General features: G+C 69.5%; 17 protein-coding genes. 6 read left to right on the top strand and 11 right to left on the bottom strand.

What is annotated here, in order from left to right; genetic code table 11:
- Window positions 1–22: 22 nt before the first annotated feature.
- The 3 genes from VF106_RS33630 to VF106_RS33620 all read right to left on the bottom strand — a co-directional run bounded on the left by VF106_RS33630 (window position 23) and on the right by VF106_RS33620 (window position 2548).
- On the bottom strand, window positions 23–1312 hold the full coding sequence (locus VF106_RS33630) for a ferredoxin reductase family protein (RefSeq protein WP_330843953.1): 1290 nt from the start codon (window positions 1310–1312) through the stop codon (window positions 23–25).
- Between the two features lie 71 nt (window positions 1313–1383).
- Window positions 1384–1761, bottom strand: a complete 378-nt coding sequence (locus tag VF106_RS33625; RefSeq protein WP_330843952.1) for a hypothetical protein — start codon at window positions 1759–1761, stop codon at window positions 1384–1386.
- 220 nt (window positions 1762–1981) lie between these two features.
- On the bottom strand, window positions 1982–2548 hold the full coding sequence (locus VF106_RS33620) for a TetR/AcrR family transcriptional regulator (protein ID WP_330843951.1): 567 nt from the start codon (window positions 2546–2548) through the stop codon (window positions 1982–1984).
- 73 nt (window positions 2549–2621) lie between these two features.
- Here VF106_RS33620 and VF106_RS33615 point away from each other — a divergent pair, with 73 nt between their 5' ends.
- Window positions 2622–3494, top strand: a complete 873-nt coding sequence (locus VF106_RS33615; protein ID WP_330843950.1) for an SDR family oxidoreductase — start codon at window positions 2622–2624, stop codon at window positions 3492–3494.
- Between the two features lie 11 nt (window positions 3495–3505).
- Here VF106_RS33615 and VF106_RS33610 read toward each other — a convergent pair whose 3' ends face one another.
- From VF106_RS33610 to VF106_RS33600, 3 genes are all read right to left on the bottom strand, one after another.
- The gene (locus VF106_RS33610) at window positions 3506–4642 is read right to left on the bottom strand and encodes a glycoside hydrolase family 76 protein (protein WP_330843949.1); all 1137 of its coding nucleotides are present in this window, start codon (window positions 4640–4642) and stop codon (window positions 3506–3508) included.
- A gap of 148 nt (window positions 4643–4790) precedes the next feature.
- Window positions 4791–5429, bottom strand: a complete 639-nt coding sequence (locus VF106_RS33605) for a response regulator (RefSeq protein ID WP_330843948.1) — start codon at window positions 5427–5429, stop codon at window positions 4791–4793.
- Entirely contained in the window at window positions 5429–6598 is a 1170-nt protein-coding gene (locus tag VF106_RS33600) for a sensor histidine kinase (protein WP_330843947.1), read from the bottom strand. Before VF106_RS33600 ends, VF106_RS33605 begins: the two co-directional genes overlap by 1 nt.
- 224 nt (window positions 6599–6822) lie before the next feature.
- Between VF106_RS33600 and VF106_RS33595 the strand changes: the two genes are divergently transcribed.
- Window positions 6823–7959 carry an ABC transporter substrate-binding protein gene (locus tag VF106_RS33595; RefSeq protein ID WP_330843946.1) on the top strand — a complete coding sequence of 379 codons (1137 nt, stop codon included), beginning with the start codon at window positions 6823–6825 and terminating at the stop codon, window positions 7957–7959.
- A 21-nt stretch (window positions 7960–7980) separates the two neighbouring features.
- Here VF106_RS33595 and VF106_RS33590 read toward each other — a convergent pair whose 3' ends face one another.
- A complete protein-coding gene (locus VF106_RS33590; protein WP_330843945.1) occupies window positions 7981–8922 on the bottom strand; it encodes an alpha/beta hydrolase fold domain-containing protein in 942 nt (313 codons plus the stop codon).
- A gap of 221 nt (window positions 8923–9143) precedes the next feature.
- Window positions 9144–12854: a S8 family peptidase gene (locus tag VF106_RS33585; protein ID WP_330843944.1), complete on the bottom strand. Its 3711-nt coding sequence runs from the start codon at window positions 12852–12854 to the stop codon at window positions 9144–9146.
- Window positions 12855–13047: 193 nt separating this feature from the next.
- Here VF106_RS33585 and VF106_RS33580 point away from each other — a divergent pair, with 193 nt between their 5' ends.
- Window positions 13048–14946 carry a Xaa-Pro dipeptidyl-peptidase gene (locus tag VF106_RS33580; protein ID WP_330843943.1) on the top strand — a complete coding sequence of 633 codons (1899 nt, stop codon included), beginning with the start codon at window positions 13048–13050 and terminating at the stop codon, window positions 14944–14946.
- A gap of 165 nt (window positions 14947–15111) precedes the next feature.
- The gene (locus VF106_RS33575) at window positions 15112–15786 is read left to right on the top strand and encodes a Crp/Fnr family transcriptional regulator (protein ID WP_330843942.1); all 675 of its coding nucleotides are present in this window, start codon (window positions 15112–15114) and stop codon (window positions 15784–15786) included.
- Here VF106_RS33575 and VF106_RS33570 read toward each other — a convergent pair whose 3' ends face one another.
- Window positions 15787–16884: a hypothetical protein gene (locus VF106_RS33570; protein WP_330843941.1), complete on the bottom strand. Its 1098-nt coding sequence runs from the start codon at window positions 16882–16884 to the stop codon at window positions 15787–15789. It lies immediately after the preceding gene.
- A 242-nt stretch (window positions 16885–17126) separates the two neighbouring features.
- On the opposite strand from VF106_RS33570, the gene VF106_RS33565 reads away from it, so the two are divergent.
- Together VF106_RS33565 and VF106_RS33560 are read left to right on the top strand one after the other, a co-directional pair.
- On the top strand, window positions 17127–20528 hold the full coding sequence (locus VF106_RS33565) for a CHAT domain-containing protein (protein WP_330843940.1): 3402 nt from the start codon (window positions 17127–17129) through the stop codon (window positions 20526–20528).
- A 365-nt stretch (window positions 20529–20893) separates the two neighbouring features.
- Window positions 20894–25123, top strand: a complete 4230-nt coding sequence (locus tag VF106_RS33560) for an NYN domain-containing protein (RefSeq protein ID WP_330843939.1) — start codon at window positions 20894–20896, stop codon at window positions 25121–25123.
- On the opposite strand, the gene VF106_RS33555 is transcribed toward VF106_RS33560, so the two are convergent.
- Both VF106_RS33555 and VF106_RS33550 read right to left on the bottom strand, forming a co-directional pair.
- Window positions 25117–26019, bottom strand: a complete 903-nt coding sequence (locus VF106_RS33555; RefSeq protein WP_330843938.1) for an alpha/beta hydrolase — start codon at window positions 26017–26019, stop codon at window positions 25117–25119. The two genes, VF106_RS33560 and VF106_RS33555, sit on opposite strands and share 7 nt — an antisense overlap.
- Entirely contained in the window at window positions 26016–26528 is a 513-nt protein-coding gene (locus VF106_RS33550; RefSeq protein ID WP_330843937.1) for an SDR family oxidoreductase, read from the bottom strand. Before VF106_RS33550 ends, VF106_RS33555 begins: the two co-directional genes overlap by 4 nt.
- Between the last annotated feature and the right edge of the window lie 42 nt (window positions 26529–26570).

Genomic DNA, 26570 nt, shown 5'->3' with positions numbered 1-26570 from the left:
TTCGCAGCCCGGTGTCTGTTCCTCAGGCGAAACGTTCTTCGTGCAGGTACCTGGTCGGGAGACCGGCGTCGCGCAGTGAGCCCCGTACCGCCGCGGCCATCGCGGGTGGGCCGCACAGGTACACGTCACGCTCGGCGAGCCCTGGGGCGTGGCGGAGCAGTGTGGCCGCGGACAGGCCGTTCGAGTCGTCGCCGAGCAGGAAGCGCAGCCGGGCTCCGCGCCGGCGGGCGATCTGCTCCAGCTCGTACCCGAACAGCACGTCGTCGGCAGTGCGTGCCCGGTAGAGCAGGATCATGTCCTGGCCGGGCGCGAGCGGCAGTGTTTCGAACAGCGTGCGCATCGGGGTGATGCCGACCCCGCCGGCGATCAGCAGGACGTCGCGGCGGGTTCGGCGGGCGGCCGTCATGGCGCCGTAGGGTCCTTCGGCCACGACCCAGGTGCCGATCGCGATTTCCTGCAGGCGGGTGCTGCCCTCGCCGAGCGCTTTGATCGTCAGCCGCAGGCAGTTGTCCGTCGGCGGCGCGGACAGCGAGAACGGGTGGGCGGTGCGCCAGTTGTCGGGACAGAGAAACCGCCAGCGGAAGAACTGGCCGGGCTCGGCACGCAACTCCTCCAGGTGCTGGCCCCGCACGACGATGCTCACCACGCCCGGCGCTTCGGGCACCACCGCGGCGACGCGCAGGCGATGCCGCGTGGCCTGTCGCAGCGGAGTGAGCACGCGATGGCGCAGCAGCAGCGCGAACACGTGGGTGTACAACAGCGCCCAGCCGATCTGCAGCGGCAGATAGCCGGCCAGGTCGGTCCCGGCGAGCTCGTGCGGGAACGCCAGCGCGACGCCGAGATAGGTCAGCAGGTGCAGTGTGTGCCATGCCTCGTAGGACATGCGACGACGTGCGAAGCGGACCGACACGACACCGACGGCCAACAGCGCCACCGTGCCGACAGCCGCCGCCAGCAGGCCGGGCAGGCCCAGCACGTGCCACAGCGCCAGCAGCAGGTCTTCCTGGCGGGAGCGTGCCCACGACTCGACGGCCGTCCAGGCATGCACCAGGATCAGCAGGATGACGATCCGGCCGCCACGGCCGTGCCAGCGGGCGAGCATATCCGCGCCGATGCCGCGTTCCAGGGCGGGCGCCCGGGACATCAGCGCGAGGAGCACGAGCACGCCGTAGCCGGCGAGCATGCCGCACACGTGCGCGACGAGCACCAATGGCTCCAGCGGCTGGGGGCCGCGCAAGGCGACGACGACGGGCCACACGGTCACGGCGATGGCGCCGAGCCAGATCGTCCACAGTAGACCGCGTGGGCTCACCCGCCGCCGGCCTGACCGCCGCGGTCGGAGCCGGCGCGCGTGTGGTCGGCGAAAGAGCGCCAGCAGCCGGCTCACTTCGACCCCACGCCGGCCTCGACGGGTGCGGGGGGATGCGCGGGCGCCTGGGTGACCGAGGTCGGGTCCGGCGGTGCGACCGGCGAGACGTCCGGCGCCGACATGCCGAGCCACACACCGATCGCGGACGCGGTCAGCAGAAGTGCGACGTTCTGACGTCTGAAGCGTCGGGCGCGTGGTCTCGCGGGAACTTCGACCGGTGGCACAGTTGCGATCACCGGTAGTTGCTCGGTGTCCGCCGACGCGGTGTCCGTCCACAAGGGATAGCGGGCCGGCCCTTCCACGAGATCGCGAAAGCCTGCCCTGGCACGGGATCGGCTGCCGAACAGAGATGGCCCGCTTCCACCCTCCTCGTCAAGTCGGTGCTTTCCCATACCCGACAACACCACCCGAACCCGTGGTTCGACGGCAAGCATCAATCGTTATCTGTGCGTTATCTCACGATGGGCTTTCACCGAATCGAAGTATCGCGTGTTTGTTGCGTCCTATGTGGCCGAACAATGCCGCGATTCGTGGCACGTGGCGTGAATCCCCAACCGTGCGGCCATCCCGTATGCCCTCACGAGAAACCCACACCGCTGCGACGCCTGCTCGTCACCGGTTCGATGTGAGCAGCCCGTCGAGGGTGAACGCGACCAGGCGCGTGGCCTGCTCCACGGACGCGTGCTCCCGCGTCCACGCGCCGGCGTTCATGAGCGTGAACACATCCGCGCCCGTCACGTCCGGCCGCACCACCCCGGCCTCGATCGCCCGGGCCACGAGCCGCTCGCCGATGCCGGCCATCCGTACACAGGACGCGTGCAGCTCCGACGCCTCGTCGTCGACGCCGTCCGCCAGAAGGGCCGCCAACCCCTGGTAGGTCGCGGCGTGCGCGACCACCAGGTCGACCCAATCCCGCAGCGCCACGACCGGCGACTCCGCGAACAACGCCTCCCCCGCGTCGAACAGCTCGTCGTTCCGCTCCCGCAGCAACGCGCCGACCAGCGCCCGCCGGTTCGGGAAGTGGCCGTACAGCGTGCCGATCGCCACCCCGGCCCGCCGCGCGACGCCCTCCAGGGACGCACCCGTGCCCTGCTCGCGGAACACCGCGTCCGCCTCCGCGAGCAGTCGGTCGTAGTTGCGGCGCGCGTCGGCACGCGGACGCCTGCCGGTGGGGCTCACCTTTGCCTCCCAATTAAATTGAGGTACCCTCGAATTACTACTCGAGCCACCCTCAGTTTATCGGGAGACCGCGATGATCCTGGTCACCGGCGCCACCGGCAGCATCGGTCGCCACCTCATCCCCCGCCTGCTCGACGCGGACGTCACCGCGTTCGTGCGCGACCCGGCCAAGGGTGACGCGCTCGGCCTCCCCTACGCGGTCGGCGACTTCGACGACCCCGACTCGATCGCGGCCGCGATGAAGGGCGTCGACCGGGTGTTCCTCAACACCGGCGGCGCCACGCCGGCTGCCGGTGAGCAGCCGATGGTCCGCCACCAGCGCGCGGTGATCGACGCTGCCGCCGAGGCCGGCGTCGCACACGTCGTGAAGGTGTCGGTGTGGCACGCGAGGGAGGGCGGCAGGCTGGCCGAGGGCGCACACTGGGTCATCGAGGAGCACCTGCGCGCATCGGGTGTCGGCTGGAGCGTCCTGCAGCCCAGTGGGTTCATGCAGAACTTCCGCACCGGCGAGGCGGTGTTCACCGAGGACGGCCACCTCCTCGGCGCGTACGGCGACAGCCATGTGTCCTATGTGGACTGTGTGGACATCGCGGCGTGTGCGGCCGCGCTACTGACCGGCGACCCCAGACTCGGTGAGACCTTCGTCCTCACTGGACCACAGGCCCTCACCCACGCCGAGATCGCCGCGAAACTGTCTACCGTCGCGGGCCGGGAGATCCGTTATGTCGACCTGCCCGCGTCCGCGTTCGCCACCCGGCTCGCCGCACTCGGCCTGCCGTCCGACTTCGCCGAGGACGTCGCCACTCTGTTCGCCGAGGTCGCCGGCGGCACGCTCGCGCCGACCACCAACGCGGTCGCCGACCTCACCGGCCGGCCGGCCCGGACCTTCGACGACTTCCTCCGCGACAACGCCGGGGTGATCCGCCGCTCCTGGACGGCGCGCTGATCAGGACCGGGCTACAGGACCGACACGAGCAGGCTTACCGCCGACTCCTGGCGGCCGATGTTCGCCGTGTCGAACGGTCCGGCCCAACGCAGGCCGTACTGGTCGAGGTTGTCGCGGGCGTAGCGGTAGGCCGAACTGGCTTGGGTTCTCAGGTAGGCGCGGTAGGGGTGGCCCGGCAGCGCTCGGTCGAGTTCGGCGAGGTTGCGGACGAAGATTCCCTTGAACGCGGGCCCGTCGGAGCCACAGTCGCTGTCGGCTTCGCACGGCTCGGTGAGAATGCCGTTCGGTGACAGGCTCGGGCTCGTAGTGACCGCGGTGGCGATCCGCCGGGCGGCGTCGAGCAGGCTTCGGTCACCGGTGGCGTAGTACAGCTCCGTCAGCCCACCGAGGACCACACCCTGGTTGTACGTCCAGGTGGGCCCGCCGTTGTTCTCGCAGCTCCCGATCTGGGTCTGCAACCCGTCATTGACCAGGTGCTCGCTGTTGATCATGCCGGAGTTCTCGAGCCAGTGCCACGCCCGCAGCGCGTGTTCCAGGTAGACGGTGTCGCCGGGGATCCGGTTGTGCAGCGAAGCGGCCAGCTTCATGTACAGCTCGATGCTGATCGCGTTCTTGTAGGTCTTGTTCGGGATGTCCCACCAGACGCCGCCACCACAGAAGTCGTCCCAGTAGTCCCCGATGTAGCTTTCGTCGATCTTGGCGATATCCAGGTACTCCTGGTCCCGGGTGATGTCGTACGCCCGGATCATGGCCAGTCCCCACCATCCGGTGTCGTCGGTGGAATCGGCGCGGAACTCACCACCGCCGGACGGCCACCACGGCAGGGGCTGACGTTGTTTCTCGACGGTGTTCTCCAGGACCCACAGGTACCGCGTCGATTGGGTCGCGGCCATGTAGTCGAGCAGCGCCTGAAGCGCGTTCCCACTCTGCCACCACGGAGCCTCCGGCGACCATCGCCCGGAAGGTTGGTCGTAGAACCGCATCATCGCCTCGACAGCGGCCTTGGCCTTGTCGCGCGGCGTCTTCGCCCCTCCCGACGCGGCGCTCGCGGGCGACACGACCATCGCGATCGCGAGAACCACCCCGAGTATGACGGCGCCAGCCCGTAGTCCTGTCCAAGGTGTCTTCGCGTGGAACGACTCGCTCACGAGCGCTTCCTTCCCGGGTGATCCGGCAGCCGAGATTCCGCCGAGTCGGCCCAGTCATGTTTGCGCAAGAGTGTGCGGCATTCCACGCATCGCGAGCAAGACTTCGATCAGTATCTGCTCGAAGTTGCGCGAAATTGCGCGACGCGCGTCAGTGAAAGTCGACGAGGCCTTGGCGGGCCGCCTCGGAGACGGCCGAGGCTCGGTTGTCGGCGCCCAGTTTTCGGTAGAGCCGCACGAGGTGTGTCTTCACCGTGGCCTCGGTGAGGAACAGGGACGTGGCGATGGCGCGGTTGCTCAGCCCCTGGGCGACGAGCCTGATCACCTCCACCTCCCGGTCGCTGAGCACGGGGGCCGGGCCGGTGAGCTGGCTGACCACGAGGCCGGCGACGTCCGCCGTCAGACCGACGCCACCGCGGGCGGCCGTGCGCACCGCATGGAACAGCTCCTCCGGCGCGCCTGCTTTGAGCACGTAGCCACGGGCACCCGCGGTCATGGCGCGGACCACGTCCGCCTGTGTGCTGTAGCTGGTGAGCACGACGACCGCGGTGTCCGGCGTGGTGTCGAGGATCCGCCGGGTGGCCGCCACGCCGTCGATGGCGTCGGCCCCGCCCGCCAACCGCAGGTCCATGAGCACCACACCCGGCCGCAGTTCGGCGGTGAGCCGGACCGCTTCCGCACCGTCGCCGGTCTCGCCGACGATCTCAAGATCGGGCTCGCCCTCGAGTAGCGCCCGCACCCCGGCGCGGAACATCGCGTGGTCGTCGACCAGGAGGACTCGGATCGTCATCAGGCCGCGGCAGGTTGACGGATCTCGGCGGGCAGCGGTACCCGTGCGGTGAGCACCGTGCCGTGGCCGGGTGTGCTGTCCACGGTCAGCGCGCCATCGTGCTCACGAAGGCGTTGGCGCATCGCGGTCAGGCCGAACCCACGCTCGGGTGTCGTGGCCGTCCGGCCCGGCGTGAAGCCGCTCCCGTCGTCTCGCACCTCCACGGAAACGTGGTCCTCATCCTGGTACAGCGTGACCACCACCTGGCCGGCGCGCGCGTGGTCGCGGACGTTCGCGAGGGCGCCCTGGACGACCCGCAGCAACGCGGCCGTCAGCCGGGCCGGCAGCGGCCGGTGCTCGCCGACGGCCTCGAAGTGGACCTCGTCGGCCGTACCGCACTCCCGCGCTCGCGCACAGAGACTCCGCAACGCGGCGGCGAGGTCGTCGTCGTCCAGTGCAGGCGGGGTCAGGTCGGCGATCATCCGCCGTGCCTCGACGAGGTTGTCCCCCAGGTACCGCGTGACGGTTCGCACCCGGTCCCTGGCCCGCTCGGGGGACTGCTGCCAGTCACGGTCGGCGGCCTGCAGCAGCGTCCGGCTGGCGGCGAGTTCCTGGGTCAGGGTGTCGTGCAGCTCGCGCGCGATCCGGGCGCGTTCGGCCACGGCTCCGGCCGCACGCTGCTGAGCGGCCAGCTCACCCCGGGTGTGCCGGAGCTCGTCGACGAGGCGTTGCTGGCGGCGGTACAACATGGCGGCGGCCCACACGGCGCCCATCGGCACGAGCACGCGGACGGGATCGAAGCCTGGCTGCGCGGCCGCGGCGAACGCGACCACCGCCGTGATCGCCACCAACGCGACGAGTGAACCCCTGGCGCCGAGCGCACGCATCACCAGACAGGCGAGAGGCACCGCGCACCAGGCGATCGCAGGCCGCAGCGAGGACGGCGACAGGACGACCAGCGCGAGCCACAGCAGGAGCAGTGCGCCGACCCACACCGGACGCCACCGGCCGAGCCGATCCCACCGGGCGAGCCCGGCGGCGTACGCACCGGCAAGAGCGCAGCCCACCGAGATGATGTAGGGACAGAGCGGTTCGTTCAGGGAGAGCAGCCGCACGGCGCTGCCGGCGACCACGAGGAAGAAAACGGCGTGGAGCAGGTACTCGACACCGAGGCCTCGTCGTCGGTACACACCAACTCCTATCTGTCCAGTATGTCCACTCAGTGCCGCGCTGACCTGCGACAACGACGAATCCGGCCCGAGTCTAGCCAGGCACGCGCGTCAACCGTTCGGTTGAATCCAGGTTCAACCGCCAGCGCAGCCGGTTCAACCCGCCTGGCGACGCGGAGCCGTCTCGCTCGCGCCATAGTCGATCGTAGAACGCTCAACAACCCTTGGGCACGGAGAGGATCGGGATGTCCACATTCAGCAGGCGGCGGATGCTCGGCACGAGCGGCGCGATACTCGGCGCGGCCGCGCTCGGCACGTCGCTCTCCGGCACGGCCAGCGGCGCGCCAACGAACGCCGCGGGCCGGCCGGTGCCGGAGGAGACGAAGTCGCTCGACGAGCTCTACTCCGACGCCATGGCCGAGGGCGGCAAGCTCGTCATCTACGCCGGCGGGGACACGGCGACCCAGCAGGACTTCACCAAACAGGCCTTCCTCTCCAGGTTCCCGGACATCGACCTGACGATCGTCGTCGACTACAGCAAGTACCACGACGTCCGCGTCGACAACCAGCTCGCCACCGACACACTGGTCCCGGACGTGGTGCAGTTCCAGACGCTGCAGGACTTCACCCGCTGGAAGCAGCAGGGAGTGTTGCTGCCGTACAAGCCGGCCGGTTTCGCGAAGGTGCACAGGCGGTTCCGGGATCCGGAGGGCGCGTGGCTGGCGATCGCCGTCATCGGCTTCAGCTACATGTACGACTCCACGGCCGCCGGCAGCGAGGCACCCACGTCACCGCTCGACCTGGTCGACCCGAAGTGGCGGGGCAAGATCGCGTCCTCCTACCCGCACGACGACGACGCGGTCCTGTTCCTGTACCGGCTGTACGCCCAGACCTACGGTTGGGACTGGGTGGCCAAGCTCGCCACGCAGGACGTCCAGTTCGCGCGCGGCAGCCACACCCCCGCCGCCGCGGTCAACGCCAAGCAGAAGGTGATCGGCATCGGCGGCTCCGGCTCGCTGACCTCGACGTCGACGACCAAGTGGGTCGTCCCGGCCGGGCACCCGTTCATGGCGTGGGGCCAGCGCGCCGCGATCCTCGCCGGCGCCAGGCGTCCCGCGGCCGCGAAGCTCTACCTGAACTGGGCGATCTCCACCGCCGTGCAGCAGAACGCGTTCAACGGCTGGTCGGTCCGCACCGACGTCTCCCCCAACGGCGGGCTCAGGCCGATCTGGGAGTACCCCAACGCCAACCTCGACGGCTTCGCACAGTTCATGGCCGACCGTGCCGAGGTCGAGCGGTGGAAGCAGACCTTCGCCCTGTACTTCGGTGAGGTCCAGGGCGCGCCAAGCCCTGGCTGGCTCGGACTGCACCCGGGCCGGTAGCGGTCGCGGTGCGGGCCGGGCTCAGGACGTGGCCGGGGCGCCGGCCCGCACACGCAGCGCACTGTCGAGAAAGGATTCGATGGTGTCCAGGGTCGGTCGGGTGGCAGGCGGTGTGGTGTCGCGGCAGTGAACCGTCGAACGCACGTCGGACTCGGCGTTGTCCGGTGACACGATGTTCTTCGAGTGCCCCACACCCGGGACCGAGAAGAACGTCGCCGCAACACATGCCCGCTTCAGTGCCGCGTACAACAGCTCGCTCTGGTGGTGCGGCACGAGCAGGTCCTGCTGCCCGTGGGCGATGAGGAACGGCGGCGCGCCCGGTGTGACATAGCGGATCGGGTTCGCCGCCCACACCCGGTCAGGGCAGGTCTGGATGGCGCAGCCGACGAGCCGCGACTCCGGTGAGCCAACGTCGTTGTGACAGTCGCTGACGCCCATGAGCTCGTTGAAGGACTCGCAGGCCCCCGGCAACATGTGGGCGTCCATCACCAGGAAGTCCGTGGGGCCGTACAGATCGACCACCGCCTGGACGCGGCTCGACACACCAGTGACACCGACATCGCCCTCCAGTCCACGCACCTCGCCGGTGACACCCGCCATCGTCGCGGTCCACCCACCGGACGAGTCACCGAGCACCGCGAACCGGGCCGGATCGATGCCGTACTCCCGCGCGTGCACACGCAACCACCGGATCGCGGCCTTCACGTCGTGCAACTGGCCCGGGAACCGGGTCTGTGCACTGGACCGCGTCGACACCCCGGCCACCACATAACCCGCCGCGGTGAAGTGGGGCGCGAGCTGTGCGGCGTAGGCCTTGCCGTTGTCACCAAGCCACGCGCTACCACCCATCACGATCAGCAGCGGCCTCCTCCCCTGCCCAGCCGGCACGTACAGGTCGAGCAGATGACCCCGGCTACCCTCGGGATCGGCAGCGGCATACGGAATGTCGGTGTACACACTCATATCCGCCCCAGCCGACGCGGGAACCGATGGCGCGACCGCGAAAGCGGCGAGGACAGCGACGAAGATGGCTCGAGTCCGCAACGCTCCTCCTCGACGGTGCGACACGGCATCCGAACGATGTTCGTCGCACACACCACACCATGACAAGAGGGATCTTCCGCTGAGTGGAAGTAGCGCGGCCTGGCGGCACCCGCACGTGGTGCCGCCAGGCCATTGTTCACTCAGCCGATCTGGTATGCCCGGACGATCGTCTGCTCCAACGTGTTTCCGTCCACATCGGACGTACGGGCCCGCAGCGATGCGTAGCCGGACTGCGGATGCCGCACGGTCACCTTCCAGTGGTCGTGGTCGCGGCGGACGTCGGCCGGTTGCCAGGTCGCCCCGTCGTCGTAGGACACGTCCACCGACAGCGAGGTGATCCGGGCCGGGCCGTCCTGCCGCTCCACGAACGCCGGGAACGAGAACCGCCGGTTACCGGGTGCCCTGTTGCGTACGTCCACGGCCGGGTCGAACCGGGTGGTCAACATGGGCAGCGCCTTGCCCTCACCGGCGGCCGAGGAGCGGAAGTTCCACTCCGCGGTGACCACTGTGGACAGTGACCAGGTGGCGTCGGCCTGCCGGGCGTCGGCCACCACCCGGTAGGACGAGTCCTGGTCTGGCACCGGGTACTCGGCGAACTCGGTCACCGGGGTCGTGCCGAGCGCCGTGCCGTCCCGGTACACGGTGACCGACCCGGTGGCACTGCTCCACGTATCGGCCATCCTCGGCCGGCCGGCAGCGTCGCCGTACATCGGCAGTTTGACGTTGATCAACCCGTCGTTGCGCCAGGACCACGGATGCGGATCCTCGGGAATGTAGTTCTTCGTGAGGCCGCGCAGCGACGGGCCGACCACCGCCTTGTTCCAGACGATCCGGGTGGGCGGCCGATGTGCGGTGAGCGTCACCGTGTCGGTCAGGATGTACGGCCCGCTGGCCCACTCCAGGTCCCACTCGGTCGGGGTGAAGTACTCCACCCGTGCCTGCTGGGACGCCGTCCGCGCGAACCACCCGGTGCCGACGTAGCGGCCGAACAGCTTGCCGAAACCGACGAAGCCGGCATCGTTCGGCGCGTTGTCGTGGTAGGCCGCGCGCATGGTGGCCAGGTCCCTGGTCCTGGGCCGGTAGGTGACCGGCGCGGTGACCTGTCGCCGCACGCCGTGGATCAGCTCGTAGCGCAGGTCGGTGGTCGCACGGCTGGCGTATTCGACCGATGTCTCGCCGCGCTTGACCAGCTCGACCAGCCGGTCAACGGTGCCGTTGCCGTCGCTGCCGTAGAAGGTCGGCACCGGCTCGCCCTCGATCGGATCGCCCGGCGGCAATGGTTGAGCACCCGTTTCGACGAACCGGAACATGGCCAGCTTGCCGCCGGCCTTGGCGATGTTGACACCGCGCCGCAGCCACTCTTCCCGGCCGAGGTACGGATCGAACTCGACCACCACGAGCTTGCCGGTGGCGTCGATCTTGGCGAGGTCCTCGGGTGTCCCCGAGCCGCCGTAGACGGCGGTGACCGTGGCCTGGTCCGCCGGCGGGATGGCGAACAGCGCCTGGAGGTTGACGTCGAACGGCTGCCCGTCGTCGGCCACCATCTCCAGGTCCGGCTCGGTGGCCCGGCGTGCGTGGCCGAGCGCGTAGTTGTCCGACGCCGTGCCCGGCAGGGTCGCCGCGTACATCGGCTCGAACCGCGGGTCACCTTCGAAGACGAGCGCGAACAGGCAGTCGCAACTCTCGAGCCGGGACATGGCGTAGAGCGCGTGCGTCCCGCCCCGGGCGTCCGGGTTGTCCGGCTCGGCGGTGACCGGTTGGCCGATCCGGGCGTCGAACACCTGCGTGACGTCCCGGTCCAGATTCAGTTCGGGATGGCTGATCGTCGAGTACGACGACTCCTTGCCCGGCTCCGTGGTGACGATCGCGGCGTGCACCGCGTACCGGCCGCGGGGCAGCGACACCGTCTCGCCGGACGGGACGAAGTAGGCGTCACCGGACTCCATGTCCATGACGAACGCCAGCGATCGTCCGTTGAGCGCGGGTTCGGCGCCGGTGCGGTCCAGCAGGGTCGGTGTGAACGAGAACCGCTGTTCCTGCTGGTACACCGAGATCGCGGTACGGGTGCGGGTCGTGCCGGCGGCATCGCTGGCGACGAGCACGCCGGAGTAGGTCCCGGTCTTACCGTCCTGGCCGGTGACGACCAGTTCGACCGGCACGGTGGCGCCGGCCGGCACGGTCACGCTGTCCGATGCGAGGGTGACCAGTCCGGCCGGGGCCGGCTGGCCCTTCTCGTCGACCAGGTTCGCACTCAGCGCCAGGGTGACCGGCTGATCGCCCGTGTTGGTCCAGGTGACCGTCCGGCGCTCCTGCGACCCGGCGTTGGGCCAGGGCAGGTACGCCGACACCGCGGCGGTGGCGACGACCGGGGTCGCGGTCGCCCGGGCGAGGTCGAGCCGGCCCGCGCCGACCTGGTACACACCGGCGCCGGACACCTCCTGCGCGCTGCTGACCAGAGCCGACTTCAGGGTGGACGGGGTCCAGTCCGGGTGCTGCTGGGCCAGAATCGCCGCCGCCCCGGCCACGTGCGGGGTGGCCATCGAGGTGCCGTCGAGTTTCTGGTAGCCGTCGCCGACCGGTTCACCGAGTGGCGCCACGCCGGCCGGCCGGGCCGCCACGATGGCCCCGCCCGGCGCGCTGATCTCCGGCTTCGCGGCCCCATCCCCAAGTCGCGGGCCGCGGCTGGAGAAGTCACTCGGCTCGTCCCGCTTGGACACGCTGCCGACGGCGAGCGCGTCGTCCGCGGCCGCCGGGGAGCTCACCGTCTGGTCCCGCCCGAAGTTGCCCGCGGCGATCACGAACAGCGTGCCGTACTGGCGGGACAGCGTGTTCACCGCGATCGACGTCGGGTCCTGACCGTCGGAGGGGCCGCTGCCCAGGCTCATGTTGACGACCTTCGCGCCGGACTCGGCTGCCGCCCACTGCATGCCGGCGAGCACGCTGTCGTCGGTGCCGTAACCGGTGTCGTCGAGTACCTTGCCGACCGCGAGGGTGACCTCCGGCGCCACGCCGCGGTACTTCCCGCCCGAGGCGGCGCCCGTCCCGGTGATGATCGACGCGACGTGCGTGCCGTGTCCGAACCCGTCCTCGACCCCACCGGTCCCGGTGAAGTCCTGGCTGGCCGCGACCTTGCCGACCAGGTCCGGGTGGTCGGTGTCGATCCCAGTGTCCAGCACGGCGACGCGTACGCCGGCCCCGGTCAGCCCGCGCTGCCAGGCCGTCGGCGCGCCGACCTGCGGCACGCTCTGGTCGAGGGTGGCCCGGACCCGCTTGTTCAGCCAGACCTTGCGCACCCCGGTGGCACTGCGAGCGGTGGACGGTGTCAGCGTGCCGTAGAAGGCCGTCGTGCTGTCCTTGTTCTGGTCCAGCGCGGTCAGGTTCAGGTCCGGCAGCGTCCGGCGCACCGAAGCGCCGGCCGGCACCGCGGCCCTGGCTCGCGCACCGGCGTCGGTGTACTCGACCAGCAGCGGCACCGACTTGGTGTGCGCGTCGTCGTAGCGTTGCCGGATCAGCCCGGTGACGTTGAAAAGTTCGCGGTCGAGCACGCCGCTCTGCACCAGCAGGGCCGCGTCGCCTGGCACGACGTACCGGTCGCCGTCGTGCCAGTAGTCCTGGAACGGCACCGAGTAGCCGCGCTGCGCCGGCTCGATCCGCAGCGGAGCGGACGGGGCACTTCCCCGCAGCTCCACCCGGTCCCCGCTGACCAGCGTGACCGAGACCGGCTCACCCTGGTCGGCGGTGGCGGCCTGTTGAGCCACCGCCTGCGGCCCCGCGCTCGCGACCACACTCGCGACCAGCGCGGCCGCCAACACGACAACCGCCTTGCCACGCCACAATCTCCGTCGACGCACCACATCTCCTGTCAGTTGGGAAATCCCTCCCCTCCTAATGACTAGGCAGCTCGGATCCCTGTTGCCTTCCCGCGCCGAAAAAAGATCGAATTGCGCCATCCGGCCCAGCACCAGCACTTCCACCGCACAGCTGGCAACTGGCATCACCGGTTGGTCCTGCCGGGCGATCAGGACGGTGACCTAGCGTGCTGGCATGGTGCGTCGTGTCGTGGTGGTCGCCGGGCTGGTCGGGGTGCTGTCGGGGCTGCTGGCCATGCCGGCGTCGGCGGCCACACCCGCCTTCGTCGTCGCGGACGGGGTGACCCAGCCGATCCACTCCTTCGCCGACGCGGTGCGGGAAACCGTGTGGGTGGATATCGGACTCGACCTGGACGCCAACGGGGTCGGCGACCGGGTGGCCACGGACATCATCCGGCCGGCCATCGCCGAACGGGTTCCGGTGATCATCGACGCGAGCCCGTACTACGCGACCTCCGGGCGCGGCAACGAGAGCGAGCGCAAGTCATACGACTCGGCCGGCGTGCCGGTCAAGTTCCCGCTGTTCTACGACAACTACTTCGTGCCGCGCGGCTACGCGGTCGCGCTGGTCGACTTCAGCGGGTCGTCCCGGTCCACCGGCTGCATGGACACCGGCGGCCGCTCCGAGGTGGCGTCCGGCAAGGCCGTGATCGACTGGCTGAACGGCCGGGCCACCGGCTACTCGGCGGCCTCCGGCGGCTCGGTGAAGACGGCGAGCTGGTCCACGGGCGCGGCCGCGATGATCGGCAAGTCCTGGGACGGCAGCATCACCCAGGGCGTGGCGGCCACCGGCGTGGACGGGCTGCGCACGATCGTGCCGATCGCCGCGATCAGCTCCTGGTACGACTGGTTCCGGTCCGACGGCGTGGCGTTCCGCGGCTTCGGCACGCCCACCAGCCTGGCGTCGGGCTTCGAGAACGCGAACGCGCAGTCCCGGTGCGGAGCCGTGCGTTCCGAGATGACCACGGGCGCCCCGGCCAACGGCGACTACACCGCGATGTGGCAGCAGCGGGACTACGTGCGCGGTGCCGCGAACGTGCGGGCGGCGGTGTTCTCGGTCAACGGGCGGGCGGACCTGAACGTCAAGCCGGTGAACTGGGGCCAGTGGCTCGACGCGCTGCCGGCGTCGGTGCCGCGCAAGCTGTGGCTGTCCCAGACGGGGCACATCGACCCGTTCGACTTCCGGCGCGCCACCTGGGTCGCCACCCTGCACCGCTGGTTCGACCGGTGGCTTCTCGGCGTCCAGAACGGGATCGAGAACGAGCCGAAGGTGTCGGTCGAGCGTGCCGTGGACCAGTGGAGCGACACCGCGAACTGGCCACCGTCCGGCACACAGGCGGTTTCGCTCTACCCGACGGCCGGTTCGGTGGCGGGTGTGGGCACGCTGGGAACCACGCCCGGCACTGCGACTTCTTCGTTCACCGACAACGGTTCCGGGACCCCGACGAGCTACATCGCCTCGCCCACCGCGACGTCGGCCCGCCGGGTGGTGTACAGCACCGGCACGCTCACCTCGGACCTGCGGGTGGCCGGCGTCTCCCGGATCACGGTCGCCGCCACGCCGTCGACGTCCACCGCGCACCTGTCCGCCTATCTGGTCGACTACGGCCCGGCGACGGCAAGAAGCACCACCGGGGAAGGCATCCGAACACTGACCACCGAGTCGTGCTGGGGCGAGAACCGCACCGGCGACGACGCCTGCTACCGCGACACGGTGGCCACCACCGCCACCGTGGACGCCCAGGTCATCGCCCGCGGCTGGGCCGACCTGGCGAACTACGCCTCGCTCAGCACGCCGCGCACGCTCACCCCGGGCACCAGGTACACCATCACCTTCCGACTGTCCACAACGGACTGGGTGGTGCCCGCGGGACACCGGCTGGCACTGGTGATCGCCGGCAACGACAGCAGCATGACCAGCACCCCGGCCCAACTCCCCCGGGTGACGATCGGACTGGCCGAGACCTCGGTACAGATCCCGCTGCTTGGCACCGTGCCCACGACACGGTCGACGGCCGGTCCGCCGGTCACCCGGATCCAACCGGACACCGTGCCGGGTCGACTGGACGGCTGACCGGCCGGCGCTGATCAGAGTCCAGGCGCGCTTCTGTGGAAATCGTCTGCCGATGTGGTGTGCGCGTGGCGTCGCGGTCACGAGCGGTCATTGCGGGAGCATGGGTGTAACACCCGACATCCATCGCAGACATTTCCCATGACGCGCTATCAGGAGGGGGTTCACGTGCCGACATGGCCTCGCACGAGTTTTCTCGGGCAGCTTTCCGACGACACGCGGGATGCCGTGTTGCGGCTCGGCACGCGGCGGCGTCACTCGGCCGGGGAAACAATCATCCAGGAAGGGGCGCCGTCGAGCTACGCGGTCATCCTGCTCACCGGGCTCTACAAAGTGGTCGGGCTCACCGAGGACGGACGCGAGGCGCTGCTCGCCGTCCGGATCGGCGGCGACCTGGTCGGTGAGCTGGGCCTCGCCGACGGCGAACCACGCATCGCCACTGTCCGAGCCGCCAGTGCCGCCGATGTCATCCGCATCGGCGAGCGCGACTACCGAGCCATGCTCGACACGTATTCCGACGCCAACAAGGCCGTCTCCAAAGCCATGGCCGACAAGCTGCGCTCCGCCAGCAGAAGGCGCGTCGAGTTCGCCACCTGCCCCACCCCCGTGCGGGTTGCCCGCGTGCTCCAGGAACTCGCCGAGGCACACGGTGTGCGTCGCGGCTCCGAGATACTCGTCGGGGTGACCCTCACCCAGACCGAGCTCGCCGCACTGGTCGGCACGACCGGGCCGACCATCCACCGGGTGCTCGGCGAAATGCGGGCGAACGGAATTCTCGCGACCGGCTACCGCAACATCCGGGTGCTCGACGAAGAAGGCCTCGACGAACTCGCCAGAATGTGATCACGAACCGCCCACCAGCAGCCACGCCTTCGTGGTGAAGTTCTTCTCCGGAATGTGCACGTCACAACTGGTGAAAGACTCGGCGGAAAGCGCGAGGCCGCGCTCGCTGAACACATCCCGGTACAGGCACTCCGACACCACGAACACGCAGTCCGCGTTGCTCGCCGTCAGCGCCTGACGCGCGGCCGGGCAGTCGGCGAGCCGGGTGGCCGTGATCGGCGCCTGCCCCGTCCACCCCGTGCCGCCCCGGACGGTCAGTCCGCGGTCGGCCCCCACCCGCAGGCGCACCCTCGCATCGGCGTTCAGGTCCAGGTTGACCTCCCGCAGCCCCGCCGACAGCTCCGCGTAGAACGCCTGCAGGACCTCGCTTTCGTCGACACCGGGAGGAAAGACGAACAGGAAGCTGTCGCCACCGTACTGCCGGCCGTCCACGGCGACCCCTGTCGCCAGCCGCGCTCGCTCCGACACCTTGGCGAGCCGCTCCTGCGCGCGTTCACTACCGCCCGGGTCGCGACCGCTGTAGGCGGCCATGTCGGCCGAGACCACGAGCCGCACGGCCCGGCCGCCCTCCGGAACCCGCTCCGTGAACGTCACCGTCTTCTCCATCACGGCGGAGACGACGTGCACCACGCGACCGATCGACCGCCGGATCTGGACCTGGCAGGACAGTTCGCCGGTCATGTCCACCGTGCCGTGCGGCACCTCGACCACCGCGTGCGTGGCGAACGTCCCCTCGCGCGGCCTGTCCACGGACTGCGAGAACCGGTGCGCCGACAGGCCCGGCGTGTCGGCCGGCCGGTCGGGGAACGCCACGACCCGGCATCCCGCCGGCAGCGACACCATCAGCTCCAGCGAGCCGTAATCCTGCCCCCTGGGCAGCTTCTCCAGCTCGACCGAGCAGACCAGGCCGACGAGACGCGCCTCCTCCGTGCTCGGGGCCACCGCGACGTCCTCCGGCCGTGCCCGGTACAGGACGGGCCGGCGGAGCGTGACCATGGTGAGCGGCCGGCGGGAGTCGGGCCAGCCGCGGTCGCCACTGGCCAGGAGGCCGACCCGCGCCAGAACGCCGGGAGGTTCGTCACGGACCATGTCGGTCATCGCTGCTGCCCTTCACGGAAATCGTTGTTGACAAATAATGGACACATTCGGGAACGATGTCGGTCCCGGGTGGACCGAGAGCCGGTCAGCCACTATAGATCTCCCCAGACGCCGCGGAAGTACGAATTCCACAAGCAACCCCGCGTTCGTGGAAACGGCCTGACAGCAAGACTTCCGGATTGACATTCGCGGTTCCGCTGACCAGCGTTACGGCTCGGTCGCACTCGTCAGAAAGGACGCCGATGTCAGCTGACTCGATCGAGCGGAGAATCGCCGAGCTGGAGGCCGACATGGCCGGGTTGCCGCCGGGCAGCGCGGAACTCCGTGCCGCACGGGCGAAGCTGGTGGCGCTCCTCACCGACCGCTACGTCCGGCACGGCGGGAGCGAGGACGACCGGCGCCGCGCGCGGGAAATCGGCCAGGCGGTGCTCGACGACGACGCGGTCACCGACGCCGAACGTCAACGCACGGCGATGCTGCTCACCGTGCTGACGATGTTCGACGCCTCGGCGGCGGCCGTGTTCCGCGATCGCCCCACACTCGACGCCGAGGCACTGCGCCGTACCCAGAAGTGGCAGGAAACAGCGGATCCCGCTCGCATCACGGCAGGCATCGCCGAACTACAGGAGCGGCTGCGCACCATTCCCGGCGTCGAGAACCTGCCACCGGTCGTGCAGACGATGTTCGGTCTGGTCGGTCGGCTCGTCCCGCTGATAAACACCGGCGCGGACGGGCCCGGGGCGGCCGAGGCCGCCGCCGACCTGGCGACAGTCGTCGAGCAGGCGGATCCCGACGTGCCGGGCCTGGATCTCGTGCGGCTGCTGGTGACCTGGCTACGTCCGACTCCTGGGCCGAACGGGGAGCGGGTGGCGGAGATCGAGGCCGCGCTGGCGACCCTCTCGACCGACCATCTCCTCGCCCCGGTGCTACGAGGTGACCTCGCCCAAGCCCTGCTCGCCGACGGGACGGCGGGTATCGACGGCATCGAGCGTGCCACGCGGCTCCTCGAACACGCCGCGGCCGGGATGGCCGAGGACCACCCCCTGTACGACGAGACCGTTCGCAGACTCGCCGGGGCGCTGGTCGCCACCGCGGCCGCGAACCCGTCCGAGATGACCGTGGCACGAGCGGAGACGGTCGTGGCGGAGGTGCTGCGCCAGTCCGGTCCGCACGAGCCGGAGCGACGGGGCCCGGACGCGCTCATCTCCTCGCTCGTCCGGTTGCTGCGCGGAGTCGCCGGCGACGAACGGCAGAGGAAGCTGGCGGTGCGCGATCTGCTGGACGCCATCGACCTGCTCCCGGCCGGTCATGCCCTGCGGCCGGCCGCGGTCGGGCAGTTGGGCGCGCTACTGGCTGACCGCCACCTGATGGCGGGCGTGTTGGAGGAAGCGGAGTCCGCGCACCACATCCTGGCCCGGGCGGCCGCCGCGGTGTCGGCCGACGACGCCTCCGGCGCGGTCCTCGCCGGTCTGGTCGCCGTGCACCGCGTCAGCCACGCGATCCGGGTCGAGGACGTGGCGGGCTTGCCCGCCGCGACGGCCGCGCTGCGCGCCGCGGTCGAGCGGCTGCCGGCCGAACAGGTGTCGCGCGCCCAGTTCGAACTCGTGCTCGCCGTCGGCGACCTGTGGCTGGCATCCCGGACCGGAGCGGACCTTCGAACAACACTCGCCAGCATCCGGCGGATCGCGGCGCGGGACGCCATCCCCGGCATCCCTCCGGCCGGTGTCACCGCGGTGCGGGGCGCGGTCTCCGTCCTGGACGGCCTGATGGCGGCCGACCCGGAGATCATCGTGCGTGCCATCGGCGACATGGAGTCGCACCTCGCGACGACCACGGAACCCACGCGGCAGCAGGCGATGTTGCGCGCGATGATCGGCAAGGCCTACCTCATGGCCCCCGGAGCCGACCGCGACCAGACCGCACGCCTCGCGGTCGGTCACCTGGTCGAGGCGGAACGACTGCTCGACGCGCAGCGGGCCGGTATGGCACGCACGGACGTCCTCCGCGAGCTCGCGAGCGCCTACCGGATGTGCGGTGACCATGACCGGTCCCGGCGCACCGCGTTCGAGGTGCTGGCGGGCCACGCCGGCACGGTGCTGCTGCAGACGGGGATCGCGCACGCCATCGTGACGGCCCGGGGCGCGTCGGCCGACGCGGTGGCCCTCGCGCGGTGGTGTCTGGCCGACGGGGACCACGCCGGCGCCGTACAGGCCGTCGAGCTCGGACGCGGGCTCGCACTGCACGCCGCGACCTCCTCGTTGGCGCTGCCGACGGTGCTGCGCCGGGTCGGCCGGCCGGATCTGGCCGACGCGTGGGTGGCCGACATCGCCGCGCGGGCCACGGAACCGCTCCCCTGGTCGCTCGGCACGGAAGCCTCGGATGCCGATGTCGACCACTCACGTGCGATCGCCGACCTGCGTCACGACGTGCTGGCGGTCCTGCGCCGCACCGCCGAGGGCATGCGGCTGCTCACCGCGCCGTCCACCGCCGACATCGGCGCCGCGCTGACCCGCGCCGACGCGGACGCACTGGCCTACCTGCTGCCCGGCGACGAGAACACCGCCGGGCACCTGCTCGTGGTCGACCGCCACGGTGCGACGGCAGCGGTCAGCGCGCCGGCACTCCGGATCGAACCGGACGGGCCACCGGTCCGTTTCGCGCGGACGGACAAGCAGGACGACGACTGGCGGCCATCGCTTGCGGCGGTCTGCGACTGGGCCGGCACCGCGGTGTTGGCTCCACTGCTGGAAAAGCTGGGCCGCGGTCGCGCCCCGGCCAGGATCGTGCTGGTGCCGTTCGGTGTGCTCGGCGCGGTGCCCTGGCCGGCGGCGCGGATCCACGACGGGTCGGCCGGACCGCGCTTCGCCTGTGCTGACGTCGTCCTGTCCACCGCGGCGTCCGCCCGCCAGTTCATCGACGCGACAACGCGGACGATGCTGCCGCTCGAACGGGAGCAGGTGCTGGTGGCCGACCCGCACGGCGGGCTGCCGTTCGCCGTCGACGAGGTGCTGGCGCTGCGCGACCACTTCTACCCCGACGCCTTGGTGTTTGGCACGTTCGGCACCGTCGAGCACGCTGCCGGCGACGATCCCGTGTCCCCGCCCGACGGCACCGGCACTCCCGCGCAGATCCTCGATCGAATGCCGGGCGACCGCGCGCTCGGCAGCTCGCTTCTCCACCTGGGCTGTCACGCGCGTGCCATGGGATCCGCGGAAGCGTCGTACCTGGCGCTCACGGAGCCGCTGACCATCCGCGAGGTGCTCGACCACGGCGCGGGCCGCGCCGTCGACGCACCCGGCCCGCTCATCGTCCTTTCCGCCTGCCAGAGCGATCTCACCGTGCAGGACTACGACGAGGCGCTGACGCTCACCACGGCGTTCCTCGCCGCGGGCGCGGTCGCGGTCGTCGGCTCCCGGTGGCCGGTGGACGACCAGTCGACCGCCGTCATGATGTTCGCCTTCCACCACTTCCTCGTCCGCGAGCGCCAGCGACCGGCCGACGCCCTCCGCTCGGCCCAACTGTGGATGCTCGGCCCCGACCGGGCCGAGCTACCCGACATGCCCGAGACCATGCTCGGTGACCTGACCACGATCGAGCCGGCGGACGTCGCCGCGTGGGGAGCGTTCAGCCACCACGGCCGCTGACCGATGCCATAACCCTCTCGGCTTGCCATCATTTGAGAGATTTCGGGGCGGCCGCCTCTGCGACGCTCGCCGCATGATCCACCAGATACCGGCAGCGAACGGCTGCGGCTTGTGCTCGGTCGGCTGTAACACAGCGAAGTCCGCGACGACACCATTGTCAATCGTGTGAAATCTCAGCTTCTGGCGACAACTCGCCCATTATTGACGGTGAAGGATCTTCAGCCATGACCGCTTGGCTCAGGTTTGACGAAAACAAGATCGAAGATCTACTGAGGACAGTTCTGGTCGACACGGAAAGGGAGATCGACAAGTTTCCGGAAAGTCAGCGGGAGTCCACACGGACGGCGATCGCTCAACTGGGTGCGATGAGCTTTGCCGAGGCGCAGGAGTCCGTTCAACTGTCGACGTTCGTCGATGCCCTCCTGCTGATCGGCGAGGCTCGTCTCGACAACGGGCGCGCCGAGGACGGGCTGCCCTTCCTGCACGCGGCGTTCGAGTTGGCCAGATCGAGCAGTGCGCCGACGGCGACGAAACAACAGCGGGCGGCGTTGCGAACGGCCTGTCTCGTCCTCATCCGGGCCGGGCTCAACGAGATCACCGCTGCCGACGGGGACGTCTCCATCGACTCGACCCTCGTCAAGGTCGAGGAGATGGTCGAGTCCGCTGGCGTCGGCAGCGAGGGGCGGATGCAGTGGCGGATCAACCTCCACGAACAGATGCTTCATGAGCTGGAAGGCCTGCGACAGGCACACGAGAACGAGCCGGAGTTCGAGCGGAAGCTGATCAGGAACAACATCACAGCCGTCCTCGGTCTGTCGCTGCCGCAACGAATGCGTGACATCCAGGCACGGTGGCGGGACGCGGCTCGCCACGTCGCGCCGCATGCTCTCAAGTTCGCGGAGCAGGAGTACGAACTGCCTCAGACGCTGGGAGAACTCCTGGGGACCCAGTCGCTGGAGCGAATAGAAGCGGCAGTGGAAACCGGTGAGGCCGGTCCACTCATCGAAGCGCTCACCGAGGTCGAAAGCGCGCTCGTGAAGAACCTCGAACTCCGGCTCGACGAAACCCCTGCCTGGTTGCCGCCGGGCGGGAAGGTCAATATCAAACAGGGAATGACGGACCCGAAGTGGCTGAGTGCCAAAAGTGAGCTCGAACGTGGCAACAAGTCGGCGCTCGACGCTTTCCGGACTCTCGACTACAGCCGAAACAACACAAACCTCCAGGCCCGCATGTGGCATGGCTACGCACTGGCGGTCCTCGGCCGGGCCGCGGACATCCACGACATCAGGGAGATCTTCGCCGATGTCGTGAAGTCCGAGAACTTCAATCCCAAGTTCCACGCGGTGGCGCACTGGAACCTGGCTGTGGCGTGCAGCCGGGTACCGGCGTTTCGGGACCGCGCACTCGACGAGCTTCTTCCGATACTCGACCTCGAGAACCACCCTGCCGGCTCGCTCGACCTGGCGCTGCTCTGGGCGAGTACCCAGCAACGAGACGACGTACTCCCCTCCCTCTACCAACGGTGCCGGCACTACGAGGCCCACCTGCTGTCCGCCTTGCACAGCGCGCGGTCTGCCAGGGATGCCGGCGTCGCCACCGTCGCACCAGAACACCTGCGCAGGGTGGCCGCGGTTCTTCGCGCTCCCGACAAGGAGTTCCCTCACCCTGCCGAGGAGATCCGCGACATGCGCCGACTCGACCAGCTCGTGGAGGATTTCAAACGGCTCCAACTCGCCGACGCGGGCATCGAATGGTTCCGTCAGCGGCTGAACGCTCCTCGGGAGCGGTACAGCTACAAGAACTGGGAGTGCCTCGCTTCGCTGTACGAGTTCACGCATGACTATGGGGCCTCGTGGCAGGCTCGGCTCAAGAGCCTGGACAGCACGATCAAGTCCGCCACCAGGAGGAACCAACCGAACATAGCGACCCGGCCCTTGGTGAGGGTGCTCGAGTGGGGCCAGCGCCACGAGTTCCAGCAGGACGCCCTCCGGACGTTGCGGAAGCACTGGGAGGCGACCGCCATGACTCGGGACGCGGTCGCGGCCTGGGAACGCAGGCTCGCGCCCGCGCAGGCGTCGCCCGGCGGCAACGGCACTGACCAGACGCGACGGACGCCGGCCGGCCAGCGGCCGGAGGTGACCATGGACGCCGGTGCGGCCCAGTTGGTCGTCGACCGGCTCACGCCTTTGTTCGACCGTGTCTCGACCAGCGAGCAGTTGGTGGAGCACGCCGCGGATGTCGCTGATCTCCTGCGGGCTGCCGGTGTCCTCGGCAGAAGCGCGCCCGATGGCGTCGAAGCCTCGATTCGGGACGTGCTGGCCATGACCATGGAGCTCGAACAGGGGGCGGCCGCCGAACGCATCCCGGTCGTCAACGCCGGGATGCGCGAGGCGGAAGGCGTGCTCATCGCGGGGTTGAACACCGTGCCGGTGGAGGTGCGAGGGCTGACGCGGGCCACGTTGAACGTGATACGGCACGTCCAGGCACGGTTTCACGGTGTACCCGATCTCACCATCACCATGCCGGACGCGCTGCGAATGTCCCTCGCCGAGCCGGCTGCCGGGCAGCACCTGACGACCCGGCTCGCCGTCCGTCTGTCCAACCCGGCGAGCGAGCCGGCGCTGGACGCGAAGCTCACCGTGATCTCGGAAACCAACGAGTTGGTGGTCGACGTCGCGGAGATCAACCTCGGGGTCATCGCCGCCGAATCGAAGACCGTCGTCGACTTCAGGGTCATGCTCACCGGGATACCCGCCAACGCGCGTTGCGGCATCCGGTGTCATGTCGCCTACCGCTCGGCCGGCATCGGGCGGGCGGTCCACGCCCGCGCGGAGGTACCCACCGGTCCGGCCGAGCCTCCCGTCCCCGTGACCGAGCGGTTCGTGATCAACGCGCCGGTGTCGCCCGACCGCGTCGACCTCTTCCACGGCAGGGAACGCGAGCTCGAGGAGCTCAAGGAGGCGTTCGCCGGAAACCGGTTGAGACGGCTCTACTTCGTCAACGGCATCCGGCGCGTGGGCAAGTCCAGCCTGATGAGGCACCTCGGCCGAGCGTGTGGACCTGAGGTGCTGCCGTTGATCGTCACGTTCGACATGGATGCCGGCCTGAGCGACATGCAACTGGTGCGGGTCCTGGTGAAGAAGATCAACATCGAGCTCGGCCGGCATCCCGAGTTCGGCGAGCACACCGTTCCGCTCCCCACCGCCGCGGACTTCGAACTGGACACCCCGTGGACGGTGTTCGAGGACGTGCTCCGCCGACTCCAGCGGGACACCGGTCGCAAGATCCTGCTCTGCCTCGACGAACTCCAGGAAGTCGTACAACGGATCGCCGCCCACGACCAGCGGCTGAGCGACGGCCTGTTGTCCCAGCTCCGCGAGCACGCGCAGCAACAGAGCGATCTGCTCTTCATCTGTACCGGCTCGGAGTCGTTCGACGTGATGAAACGCAGGTTCGAGAACCGGCTGTGGGGGAACATGCAGCCCTACAACGTCTCCTTCGTCGACCGGCCGGCGATGAACCGGATCGCGACCGTGCCGCTCCAGCCCGACGGTGTCACCTGGCTCCCCGAGGCCCTCGACGTGTTGTGGGACCTGACCGAGGGACATCCGTGGGTCACCCAGGTGCTCGCGGCGCACGCGGTGACCGCGCTGAACCGCGACCAGCGACGCACCGTGACACCGGGCGACATCGAACGCGGCGCCGAACTCGCGCTCGCCGACGCGAACATCAGCGATCTGTGGTGGAACGAGAACGAGGGTCTGGTCACCGCGTCGCACCGGCAGGTCGCCTATCTCGTGCTCAAGCACCAACCAAGCCCCCGGCGGGGTGTCACGACCGACGAGCTGTTCCAGGCCTGCGCGCGCTCTGGCATCCAGTCCCCAGGAATCTACGTCGACACGATGGCCAGCCTCGAGTTGCTCAGCTATGACGGCGGCGACTCCGCCGACGGCCGGTGGCGGGTACGCGGCGGTTTTCTCGAGAAGTATCTCCAGAGCCTGCTCGCCAGGGAGGTCAGCGAATCACGCGTCGACACCTCCGCGGAACAGGCCACCCAACCCCTCGGGATCTTTCTCGACGTGGAGAACATCAAGCGTTCCCTCGTCGAGTCACTCGCGAGCCGACCCCGCGAGGAGCGCATCCGCCTGGAAAGACGCCTCGAAGGCGACGAACTGGGCCGGCGCCTGCTGAGCGCCGCCAAGCGTCACGGCAAACCAACCATCAAGTGGGCAGTCGCCAACTGGCACGCTGGCGACCTGCAACACGATCAGATGGCGTACAAGTCCGCCGGCTACCAACCGGATATCGCCGACAACACCAAGCCGGGTGCTTCCGATCACGTCCTCCGAGAGCACATCCACCGCGCGCTGCGAGAACTGGACCTGGGTGCGTACGTCATCGGGACCGGCGACGGCGACTTCCAAGGAGTGATCCAGACTCTGCAGTCCTCCGGAAAATACCTGGTTCTGTGGGCCACCCGTAAGAACATGAGCAATGCCTTCGGCGCGAACCTGCGAAGCGACGAAGGACTGCTCACCGTGGAGTTCTTGGAGGACATCGTCTTCGCCGACGACCGGGACGAGACAGGTCAGTAGGCCAGGGCTGCCGCGAGGGCCTTCGTCTGCGCAGCACGGAACTCCCGGGAGACCCCGGCGCCAGGGCGGGCGAGGTCGAAGCCGTGGAAGGCACCGTCGATCACCAGTTGTTCGCAGGCGACGCCCGCCGCTGTGAGGCGGTTGGCGTAGGCGATGTCTTCGTCGTAGAACAGGTCCAGCTTGCCGACGCCCATCCAGGCCAGTGGCAGTCCGGACAGGTCGACACACCGTGCCGGTGCGGCGAGCGGGCTGATGCCGGCCGATCCGGGAACGGCGTTCAGATAGGACTGCCAGCCGTAGCGGTTGGCGGTCTTGTTCCAGCCGCGGATGTGGGTCTCGTCGATGTCGGTGCGTGTCGTGGTGCGGTCGTCCAGCATGGGATAGGCCAGCAACTGGAAGGCCGGCCGTATCTCCTCGCGCTCGCGGGCGAGCAGGGCCAGCGCCGCGGCGAGCCCCGCGCCCGCGCTCGCTCCGCCGATCGCGATACGGGTCGCGTCGACGTCCGGGCGCTCGGCGAGCCAGGTGAGTGCGCGATAGCAGTCGTGCAGCGGGGTGGGGAACGGGTGTTCCGGCGCGAGGCGATAGTCGACGGAGGCGACGACGATGCCCAGTTCGTGAGCGAAGTGGCGGCACAGGGCGTCGTCGAGGGCTGCTGTGCCTATCACGTAGCCGCCGCCGTGGATCCACAGCAGTGCGGGCGACGGCACGGTCGCAGCGGACCTGTATGTGCGTACCGAGATCGGGCCGACCGCCTCGACCGTGACGTCCTTGGCACGGCGTGGTTCGCGCAGCCGGTCGAACGTCCTCATCAGACGAAGTCGCCGCGCACTGACCGGGCTCCGCGGGATCCATCTGGCGATACCGCGGAGATCGGGGTGGTAGATGTCGAGGTTCATCGTGTGTCCGCGACCGCGATGGCTTGGAGGAGCTGGGCGATCTCCTCGCCGGAGTGACCGGGTGTGGTGTATCCGGTTTCGTCGCGGATCTCGGCGAGGTGGTCTCGTATGTCCTCGATGGACAGTGCGGGGTGGTGGTAGCCCTTGGTTCTGGCGGTGAAGAACCGGGCGACCTGGCCGGCGCCGGCGGTGTAGATCTCGCCGGTGACCGGGCAGTCCTCGTGGGCCAGGAAGGCGACCACCGGCGAGACGAGTGCCGGGTCCAGCTTGCTGGCGACGGCGTGCATCATGGCCAGAGCGGCGGGGTCGAGCTGTCGTTCCTCCTCGGCCTGTGCCATGTTCACGGCGAGCATGCGGGTGGCGGCGACCGGGGCGATCGCGTTGACCATGATGTTGTGTTCGGCGCCCTCGATGGCGAGGACGCGGGTGAAGCCGATCAGGCCGGACTTGGCGGCGCCGTAGGGGCTTTTGTACTCGCTGCCGAGGATGCCGGCGGACGCCCTGCTCAACAGGTCAGAAACCGGCGACTGGCCACTCTGACCCCGGCGACG

Origin of the sequence: Actinophytocola sp., assembly GCF_036378875.1 — a bacterium.
Taxonomy (GTDB): Bacteria; Actinomycetota; Actinomycetes; order Mycobacteriales; family Pseudonocardiaceae; genus Actinophytocola.
This window is presented reverse-complemented; position numbering and strand designations above follow the sequence as displayed.